We start from the raw sequence: 8,223 nt of genomic DNA, 5'->3' as shown, positions 1-8,223 counted from the left end.
CAGATGCCCTGGCCGCCGCAGTACCTGCGAGCCGCTCATCGCAGCACGCCGCCGCGCAAATCCCTGGAAATGCAGTGAGCCGTCGGGGCCGTCGGCGCGGCGAGGCGCCGGCGGTCCACCTGATGGAAACCTTTGCCGCCCTTGGCGGTCTGCCTGGCATCAGGAAATCATCCTGAGCGTTTCGCGGGAGATATTGCGTAATGGCAATATGATGCTATTCTCCCGCGACGTTCGCTCCGGACCGCACTTCGAGAAAGGATGCTCGCATGCACGCCAACGCCGGTTCTCCCCACGCCTCCCTGCCTGACAGCGATGTCGCCCTGCTGGCCAATATCCTGGTCCTGGCGACACGCAACATGAACAACATGACCACCATGCTGGCGCACCTTTCGGTGGAACTCAGCCAGAGCGAGGAGCCACGCCTGCAACGGGTCGGTCACCGGGTCCTGAACGAACTCTCGGAGCTGGGGGCCGCCCTGGAGACCCAGTGGGACCTGATCGGCGCGCTGTCGCGCTTCTCGCCCCTGCTCGAGCGCACCCTGCCGCGCCAGGAACCCCTGGTCACCGAGATCCACCTCACCGATCTGCCGGGCCAGGCGCTGCCGCCCTCCGCCTGAACGGCGCGTCGCTCAGCCCTGCGCGGGGCGCTGCGACAGGTGTTCCAGGTAGCAGGCGATGATGTCCACCGACAGCTTGAGGCGGGTTTCCAGCAGCGCCATGGTCGGCTGGAAGTCGGCCACGCTGAGGGCCTTGAGGAACAGGTCGGCCTTGAGCATCTCGAGAAACTGGCAGGCCACCGCGTAGAGCGTTTCCTGGTCCATGTGGGGGGCGACCGCTGCCAGTCGCTCGCTGAGCAGCAGGTAGCTCTGCTGCGGCCCCTGCTCGTAGAAGGACTTGCCGATTGCCGGAAACCTCGGAGATTCCGCCACCACCAGGCGATAGAGGCTCTGGCAGCGGGGATCGAGCAGGCTGGTGAGAAAGCGCCGGCCGAAATGCTCGAGGGTGGCGCTCAGCGTGGCGGCGGGGCGCGGCTGATCGGCGCTGTCGTCGAAGATTTCCTCGATCATGTGGGCGATCACCGCGGCGAACAGGCCTTCCTTGCCGCCGAAGGAGCTGTACAGGGTTCCCCGTGAACCACCGGCCCGTTCAATCACCATGTCCAGGGTGGTGCCTTCGAAACCGTGTTCGAGAAAGGCCTGGGTGGCGGCGTCGAGCATGGCGCGGCGGCGTTGCCTGCCGCGTTCGGTCAGACGGGGGGACGCATCGTTCATGGGCGGTATCGGGCCTCGCGGGGTGGCGGTCGGAAGGTGCGCATGGTGGGCCGTCGGGACGGTCCGTTCAAGTCTCCAGGCGGTTTGCTGAGAGCGTTTCTCGTTAGGGTTGACGCTGGTCATTTAAGAACTGTATCGTACAGTACTGTTTTGGCAAGCACTTCCGCTCATTCCTCCGCCTTGCCTCCCCGCAGGAGTCCCCCATGAATGCCCCCGCTAAGAGCCTGTTGGATATCGATGCCTTTCCCCTGGTCCAGGTCCGCGAGATGCCCCGCGAGCTGGCCGATGTCGAGCGCTGGTTGGAGGAGGTCGAAGCGCTGCTGGCCGTCGAGTGCGATTTCGCCCTGGTCTATCCGCCACTCCCGCAGGAAGAAGCTGAAGGCGACCAGCAAGCGCGCAAGCGCCTGGTGTTGTGGCTCAAGGAAAATCGCCAGCGCTTCGCCGAGCATTGCCGGGGCATCCTGCTCAGTGCCAACGGCCAGCCGGACAACCTCGCCGACCTGCAGCAGCTGGCGCCGGTGCTGCAGGCCGTCTACGGCCCGCCGGTGAGCGTGGCGCCGGACCTGGCGTCCGCCCGCGGCATGGCGAAGGCGCTGCTGAGCGGGCCGGCGACGGGGATGAACTGGTGACGCCGCCATGTCCCTGAACACTCCGCGCAACAAACCGTCCCGCACCGAGACCGAAGCTGTCGCTGCCACCTCGGGACGATCCGCCGTCGGTCGGCGGGATTGCACCGAGCAGCTGCGCCGGGCGGCCCGGCGCAATGCCTGGGACCTCTACGGCGAGCACTTCTACTGAGTGGGCGTGCCGGATTGCCATTGGTGCGGGCGATGGAACACATCGTTTGATTCCTGGGCTCTTTACCTCAAGTTAACTTGAGCTATCAGAATCCGCGCAGAGCGTCTGGCGACCTTGCCGGGCGCCACTCCATGCCCGGAGGCAACGATGGATAGCCCGTCCACTCCCGCTCGTCCGCACCCCCAGGCCAGCCCGCGATGGCTGGCAGTTGCCAATGTGATCTTCGCCGGCATCGCCGCCGCCCTGCATGTCGGCAAGGCGACCATCGCCCTGCCGTCGCTGCAACGGAGCTTCGGCGGCGACCTCGCCGCGCTGAGCTGGATCATGTCCGCCTTTCCGTTCGTCGGCGTATTCGGCGGCATCGCCGCTGGCCTCCTGGTGCGTCGCTGGGGAGATCGCCGGCTGCTGACCGGCGGACTGGCGATTCTCGGCGGAGCGAGCCTGCTCGGTGCGTCGATGCAGGACTTCGCCTGGTTGCTCGCCACTCGCTTCGTCGAGGGGCTCGGTTTCCTCATCGTGGTAGTGGCGGCGCCCGCCGTGTTGCACAGGATCACCAGCGAGACGCGGCGCAGCGTGGTGTTCGGTCTGTGGAGCACCTTCATGGCAGGCGGAATCGCCCTCTCGATGCTGTTCGGGCCGCTGCTCGCGGACTGGCGCGCCGACTGGCAACTGAGCGCACTGCTGGTACTGGTCGCGGCGCTGCTGCTGCCGCTCAGCGTCCCTGCCGACGATGGGCGCAGGGCGGCAGGCGTGAGGCCGGCCGGTCTTGGCACGTTGCTCAAGTCTCCGGCGATCACCCTGCTGGCGCTCGGCTTCACCACCTACAACCTGCAGTTCTTCGCCCTGATGACGTTCCTCCCCGTGTTCCTCATGCAGCGCCTGGGTGTCGCCCTGGAGACTGCGGGACTCATCGGCGCGGCCATCGTCGCGGCGAACGCCCTGGGCAATGTCGCGGCGGGCTTCATCCTTTCCCGCGGCATACGTCCCGGCGCCTTGCTGGCGACCACCGCGATCCTGATGGGAGTCACCGGTGCGGCGTTCTTCCATGCCGCGACGCCGGGGCTCCTGGCGATTGCGCTGGGGTTCGTCTTCTCGGCGGTCGCCGGCATGCTTCCCACCACCGTGCTGGCGACCGCGCCGCTGGCCTCGCCCACGCCTTCGCTGACGCCACTGGCCATCGGCTGGGTAATGCAGGGCAACTACCTGGGGCAGGTGATCGGCCCCTTGCTGATCGGCCTGATCGTCAGCCGTTTCGACTGGTCGGGCGCGATCGGCCTGATGCTGGTCGCGGGCGCGGCGGGGGCCGTCCTGGGGTTCTGCCTGCTGCGTGTGCTGGACGGCCTGCCTCGCGCCATTGCCACGGGTTCCGCGGCTCGCCCCGCGGATTAGAAGAGAAACCGGCTTCGTGCAGGGCGGATAGTCGAGCGACTATTCGTCCTGCGCATGGCGGCCAGAGGCCGCCGCCGTCCCTCGGCTCAGTCGTCGCGGGTGAGCACTTCCAGCAGTTCGATCTCGAACAGCAGGTTGGAGTGGGGCTTGATGTGCGCGCCGACCTGCCGTTCGCCGTAGGCCAGGTGGGAAGGGACGAACAGCCGTCGCTTGCCGCCGACCTTCATGCCCATCAGGCCCTGGTCCCAACCCTTGATCACTCGTCCGGTGCCGATCACGCACTGGAATGGCCGGCCGCGCTCGTAGGAGGAGTCGAACAGCGTGCCGTCTTCTAGGGTGCCCTTGTACTGGGTGGTGATCAGCGCACCCTTCACCACCTCCTTGCCGTCGCCCAGGAGGAGGTCTTCGATCTGCAGTCGGTCGTTCATGGGGCGGTACCTGCGCGGTTTGCGGAAAGCCGCGATTCTGCCAGCAAGCGCGCCGCCTGTCGCCGAGCCGACGGACCAGGGCATTGCCAGGCGGTCCGCGGCACGGGCATCATGCCCGCGCCTTTCCGCCGGGAAGGCTACCGCGTTCCGCGATGTCGCGCGCATCGCGGCTGGACACATATCTCAGGGATCATACGAGAACATATCCGCATGCAAAGACTGTCGCGTATCGGCCGCAACACCCTCGCCGTCTCCGTTTCCACCTTGCTCCTCAGCGCCTGCAACCAGGGCGACGATGCGCCGAAGCCTGCGGCGGTCGCGCCGCAACCGGCCGCACCGAGCATGGCTGCACTGAGCATCCCGCTATGCCTCAACGGCCAGTGCGCGGTGATCGACCAGGACGCCAAGCTGCTCGTGCCGTTCGACAACGACTACGACAATATCGTCGCCAGCGCCTACCAGGGCACCCTGATGGCGGCGCGCGAGGAGCGCTGGAACCTGATCCAGGCGAAGGACGGCAAGGTGTTGCGCGACGATATCGGCGAAGCCCTGTCGCTGCTCACCCCCAACCTCTATGGCTTCGTCCGCGATGGCAAGTACGGCGTGGTCGACGGCCAGGGCAAGGAAGTCCAGGCGCCGCGTTTCGACGACATCTACCCCAACAGTGCCAACGAATTCATCATCTACGAGATCGATGGCAAGCGCGGCATCCTCGATGCCAAGGGCAAGCAGCTCACCGAGGCGCTCTACGACACCACCCTGGTCAACGGCAGCGTCGCCGAACACGGCGGCTTGATCAGCGCCGAGCGTGGCGAGGAGAAGTGGATCATCAACCTCGCCACCGGCGAACAGAAGGCCGTGGCCTACGAGAGCCTGGGCGACCTCCACGACGGCGTGATGAGCGCCAGCGTCATCGGCAAGGGCTCCCAACTGGTGGATGCCAAGGGCGACGTGGTCGGTGGCGGCAAGAGCTACGATTACCTGGGCACCCCGGCCAACGGCCTGGTGGCGTTCCGCGAGAAGTACGACAGCCCCTGTGGCTACCTCGACTACCAGGGCAAGGTGGCGATCGCCGCTCAGTTCGCCGGTTGCGGCGCCTTCGGCAAGCAGGGCGGGCTGGCCCAGCAGCGCATGGAAGATGGCTCGTCGGGCAAGTACGGCCTGATCGATCGCAGCGGCGCCTGGAAGGTGCAGCCGCAGTACGATTCGGCCGACAGCGCCGGCCTCACCGCGCTTGGCTACACCGTCGACGTGCCCGGGCTGGCTGCCGTCGGCGTGAGCACCGGCCTGTTCAGCGCCGACTTCGGCATCTTCAACCTCGACGAAGGCAGCGAGTGGGTGAAGCCGGGTTATGCGCAGATCGGCGCGCTGGGCAACGACCTGTTCGTCGTGGCGAAGAAGGGCGGGCCGCAGAAGACCGTCAGCTTCATGGGTTCGGAAAGCCAGGTGCCGGTGGTGGGCCTGATGGACCGCAGCGGCAAGATGCTGCTGGAGCCGGGCGAACTGATCAGCATCCAGTCTGCGTATGACGGTCGTTTCCTGGAAGCTCTCGACGGTATGGACAACGCTGCCCACACCGTGTTGCTCGATCGCCAGGGACGCACGCTGGTTCCGGCGCTCTGGCAGAAGCTGGAGGTGAATCCGCAGCAGGGTTACATCCTGGGCTACGAAGTCAGCGGCACTGGCGACGAGGCGACGGAAACCTTGCGCGCACTGTACGACCTGAACGGCAAGCCGCGCTTCACCGTGGCCACCACCGATTGCGGCGCCGAACAGTTGCTCGACGGCAATGGCAAGGCGATCTGGCCGCAGGATCCGACCCCGTATTGCCAGTCGGACGAGGAGCAGGACGACGAAGGCGAGCCGGAGCAGGAGCCCGCCGAAGAGAGCGAAGAAACCAGCGAGAGCTGAGTTCCCTGCGCGCGTCCGCCCCTTGCGGCGGGCGCGCGGTTCCGCTGTTTCGCCGTGGCTGGTGGCCACGGCCTTCCCTCAATGGCGGTGCCAGAAGTCCGAATACTCCTCGAACGGGTAGCGCTCGCCGTCATAGCGCAGCGTGCGCTTCACCGTGCGCAAGGGGTTGCCGTTCTCCGTTTCGCCGTCGCTGACCCGCGAGGTGACGACCAGGTCGGCAAAGCCGTTGGAGCGTCCGCGGCCGAGTTCCAGGGTCAGGTGCGAGACTTCCTGTTCGAACCCGGGCTCGGCGGAGCAGACCGAGCCTTTCAGCGTCCTCCACTGATCCAGGTAGGTATTGAGCACCGGCCGCAGCTTGCCTTCGCCGGCCGGCACCACCAGGGTCAGCAGGTTGTCGAAGCCGGCTTCCGGACAACTGGCGCCACGCGCCACGCTATGGAATACCACGCCGAAGGCGCGCACCGTCGGGCTCAGGCGGTAGCGCGCGGTGTCCAGCCAGAGGCTGTCGCTGCCGACGGCGACGGATGCGTCTTCTTCGAAGTCGCTGTCGTAGCGTTCGAGCAGCTTGCCGCTGCGGCTGTCGGCCTTGGCCAATAGCAGATGCGGGTGGCGTTCGCCTTCCACGGCGGTGTCGCCCGGATCCAGGTAGGCCATGGCGATCACCGTCTGCGCGGGGTCGTCCGGCCAGGGCTTGCAGGCCACGGCGAGGAACGGACCGGAAGATTCGTACGAAGGGGCTATCCAGCCATCGTGGCCGACCTGCCTGGCTACGGCGTCAAGCAGTCGGGACGCGCAGGGCTGCGGTTCGCGGGCTTCGGCCTGGCTGGCGAGTCCCAGCAGCAGGAGGCAGAGTCGGGCGGAGAGGCGGCGGTTACGGTCCATGTGAAAAGAGTCCTTTGGCGGAGGCGGGCACGGATGACGCCCGGCGCTGCGGGACATTCTAGCTGCTGCGCGGACCTTGCGAAGCGGGCTGGCGGGGCGGACATATCGCGGCCGCGCTGCTCAGGCCAGGCCGTTTTCCCGGATGTAGATAAAGAGTCCGGCATTGCTGTCCAGGCCAAGCTTGCGCATGGCGCTGCTCTTTTGCGCGCTGATGGTCTGCTTGCTGCGGCACAGTCGGATGGCGATTTCCCCGACCGCCAGGCCGCTGCCGTACAGGCGCAGCACTTCCACTTCGCGCGGGGTGAGTTGTTCGAGGCTGGCCAGCGGCTTGCCGTGTTCGGCTTCGCCCACTTCCAGCAGGTGTGCGATGGAGCTCGAGATGAATGGTCGACGGCCGGTGTGGCGGATCGCCTTGGGCAGATCGTCGAGCATGCCGCGTTTGCTCACCAGGCCGTGAATGCCCAGCTTGAGCAGGGATGAAACGAGTGCCGGGTTGCCGAGCATGGTGACGACGATGATCGGCAGGTCCGGATAGCGCCGCCGGACCTTCTGCACCAGGCGCAAGCCGTCGGCCTGCCGGCTGCCGGGCATCATCAGGTCGGTGATCAGCAGGTCGCAGGGGTGCGCTTCGAGCTGCGCCAGCAAGCCGTCGGCGTCCTGGGCCTGGGCGACGATCCGCAGGTCGTCGTACGCACTCAGCAGATAGCGCATGCCGATCAGGGTGAGGGCGTGGTCGTCGACGAGGATGACGCGTGTTTTCATGAAATCGAACCCGATCGAGGTGGAGGTTTCCGCGGCGGCTACCGGCAACGCCGGCAGGCGGATAATCCGCCAGGAGGCAGCTCCGGACGGGCTCGAATTCTAGCGATGGTGTCTGTCGGTTTAATCAGGACTTTTCTGAATGCTAGTAGGAAATTTCCTATGTGTTTTCCCTAGGTTATTTCGAGGGGAGGCCGAGAAACATAGGGTCTTTGAACGGCTTTCGTGGAGTAGGGGTTGTAATCTCTGTCAGTACATTTCTGTCAGTCTTGCTGGACATCGGAAGGGCGCGACGGCAGCGCGGGTTCCGCTGCCGTCGCCGTCCTTCAACCCAGTTCGCGGACTGCCCGCACCGCCTGGTCGATGGCGGCATGGGCGTAGGCATCCCAGGCCGCATCCGAGTTGGCGATGGCGACATTGCCGACCTTGCTTCGCGCCAGTTCCATCAGCGCTTCGCTTTCCGCCTCGTCGTCGTAGAGGGTATTCATGAAGTAGGAGTAGCCGTGCGACCAGCGGTTCACGGTGATGCCGGTGATGTCGCGGCGGTGGTCGAAGCCCGCCGGGCCGAGCATGGCCTGGAGCTGGTCGCGGATGTCCTTTTCCAGTTGCTCGAAGCTCATCGCGTAGAGCTTGCTGCGGCCTACGCGAGCCTGGGTGCGGGCGTCCATGCCGGCGTTCGGGGTGGTCGGTGCTCCACAGACCGAACACCACGCTGCGCCGCGTCTCGCTGGTGATCCTGTGCAACACGGCGGGCGCCGCCACTACCACGATGAGGAAACCGAGCC

10 protein-coding genes and 2 pseudogenes are annotated in these 8,223 nt (G+C 66.2%); 6 read left to right on the top strand and 6 right to left on the bottom strand.

Features of this window, described 5'->3' with window-relative positions; genetic code table 11:
* The coding region (locus FFS27_RS33735) for a hypothetical protein (protein ID WP_256659626.1) at positions 1 to 78 on the top strand (78 nt) is incomplete at its 5' end.
* A gap of 188 nt (positions 79 to 266) precedes the next feature.
* Entirely contained in the window at positions 267 to 617 is a 351-nt protein-coding gene (locus FFS27_RS24180; protein WP_003092579.1) for a hypothetical protein, read from the top strand.
* Between the two features lie 12 nt (positions 618 to 629).
* Here the strand turns inward: FFS27_RS24180 and nalC are convergent, their stop codons facing one another.
* Positions 630 to 1,271, bottom strand: a complete 642-nt coding sequence (gene nalC / locus FFS27_RS24175; RefSeq protein ID WP_003092577.1) for an efflux system transcriptional repressor NalC — start codon at positions 1,269 to 1,271, stop codon at positions 630 to 632.
* A 203-nt stretch (positions 1,272 to 1,474) separates the two neighbouring features.
* On the opposite strand from nalC, the gene FFS27_RS24170 reads away from it, so the two are divergent.
* The 3 genes from FFS27_RS24170 (at position 1,475) to FFS27_RS24160 (ending at position 3,458) form a co-directional block, all read left to right on the top strand.
* Complete coding sequence (locus FFS27_RS24170) at positions 1,475 to 1,900, top strand: hypothetical protein (protein ID WP_003092574.1); 426 nt, start codon at positions 1,475 to 1,477, stop codon at positions 1,898 to 1,900.
* A gap of 7 nt (positions 1,901 to 1,907) precedes the next feature.
* Entirely contained in the window at positions 1,908 to 2,069 is a 162-nt protein-coding gene (armR, locus tag FFS27_RS24165; protein ID WP_019485705.1) for a MexR antirepressor ArmR, read from the top strand.
* A 147-nt stretch (positions 2,070 to 2,216) separates the two neighbouring features.
* Positions 2,217 to 3,458, top strand: a complete 1,242-nt coding sequence (locus FFS27_RS24160) for an MFS transporter (RefSeq protein ID WP_019485704.1) — start codon at positions 2,217 to 2,219, stop codon at positions 3,456 to 3,458.
* Positions 3,459 to 3,544: 86 nt separating this feature from the next.
* Here FFS27_RS24160 and FFS27_RS24155 read toward each other — a convergent pair whose 3' ends face one another.
* On the bottom strand, positions 3,545 to 3,886 hold the full coding sequence (locus FFS27_RS24155) for an FKBP-type peptidyl-prolyl cis-trans isomerase (RefSeq protein WP_003092567.1): 342 nt from the start codon (positions 3,884 to 3,886) through the stop codon (positions 3,545 to 3,547).
* A gap of 210 nt (positions 3,887 to 4,096) precedes the next feature.
* Between FFS27_RS24155 and FFS27_RS24150 the strand changes: the two genes are divergently transcribed.
* A complete protein-coding gene (locus FFS27_RS24150) occupies positions 4,097 to 5,797 on the top strand; it encodes a WG repeat-containing protein (protein WP_021265180.1) in 1,701 nt (566 codons plus the stop codon).
* A 78-nt stretch (positions 5,798 to 5,875) separates the two neighbouring features.
* On the opposite strand, the gene FFS27_RS24145 is transcribed toward FFS27_RS24150, so the two are convergent.
* The 4 genes and pseudogenes from FFS27_RS24145 to FFS27_RS33730 all read right to left on the bottom strand — a co-directional run.
* A complete protein-coding gene (locus tag FFS27_RS24145) occupies positions 5,876 to 6,679 on the bottom strand; it encodes a hypothetical protein (RefSeq protein ID WP_021265179.1) in 804 nt (267 codons plus the stop codon).
* 120 nt (positions 6,680 to 6,799) lie between these two features.
* Positions 6,800 to 7,441, bottom strand: a complete 642-nt coding sequence (gene ttsR / locus FFS27_RS24140) for a two-component system response regulator TtsR (protein ID WP_009313512.1) — start codon at positions 7,439 to 7,441, stop codon at positions 6,800 to 6,802.
* Between the two features lie 323 nt (positions 7,442 to 7,764).
* A pseudogene (locus FFS27_RS24135) lies at positions 7,765 to 8,127 on the bottom strand (FAD-dependent oxidoreductase); the annotation flags it as partial.
* Positions 8,126 to 8,223: pseudogene (locus FFS27_RS33730) on the bottom strand (hypothetical protein); the annotation flags it as partial. The pseudogenes FFS27_RS24135 and FFS27_RS33730, both read right to left, overlap by 2 nt.

Source organism: Pseudomonas sp. 2VD (assembly GCF_005503585.1).
Taxonomy (GTDB): Bacteria; Pseudomonadota; Gammaproteobacteria; order Pseudomonadales; family Pseudomonadaceae; genus Pseudomonas; species Pseudomonas aeruginosa.
This window is presented reverse-complemented; position numbering and strand designations above follow the sequence as displayed.

Excerpts from the sequence above, each read along its gene's own strand:
- FFS27_RS24180 (WP_003092579.1), top strand. The coding sequence starts at position 267 with ATGCACGCCAACGCCGGTTCTCCCCACGCCTCCCTGCCTGACAGCGAT.
- nalC (WP_003092577.1), bottom strand. The coding sequence starts at position 1,271 with ATGAACGATGCGTCCCCCCGTCTGACCGAACGCGGCAGGCAACGCCGC.
- FFS27_RS24170 (WP_003092574.1), top strand. The coding sequence starts at position 1,475 with ATGAATGCCCCCGCTAAGAGCCTGTTGGATATCGATGCCTTTCCCCTG.
- armR (WP_019485705.1), top strand. The coding sequence starts at position 1,908 with ATGTCCCTGAACACTCCGCGCAACAAACCGTCCCGCACCGAGACCGAA.
- FFS27_RS24160 (WP_019485704.1), top strand. The coding sequence starts at position 2,217 with ATGGATAGCCCGTCCACTCCCGCTCGTCCGCACCCCCAGGCCAGCCCG.
- FFS27_RS24155 (WP_003092567.1), bottom strand. The coding sequence starts at position 3,886 with ATGAACGACCGACTGCAGATCGAAGACCTCCTCCTGGGCGACGGCAAG.
- FFS27_RS24150 (WP_021265180.1), top strand. The coding sequence starts at position 4,097 with ATGCAAAGACTGTCGCGTATCGGCCGCAACACCCTCGCCGTCTCCGTT.
- FFS27_RS24145 (WP_021265179.1), bottom strand. The coding sequence starts at position 6,679 with ATGGACCGTAACCGCCGCCTCTCCGCCCGACTCTGCCTCCTGCTGCTG.
- ttsR (WP_009313512.1), bottom strand. The coding sequence starts at position 7,441 with ATGAAAACACGCGTCATCCTCGTCGACGACCACGCCCTCACCCTGATC.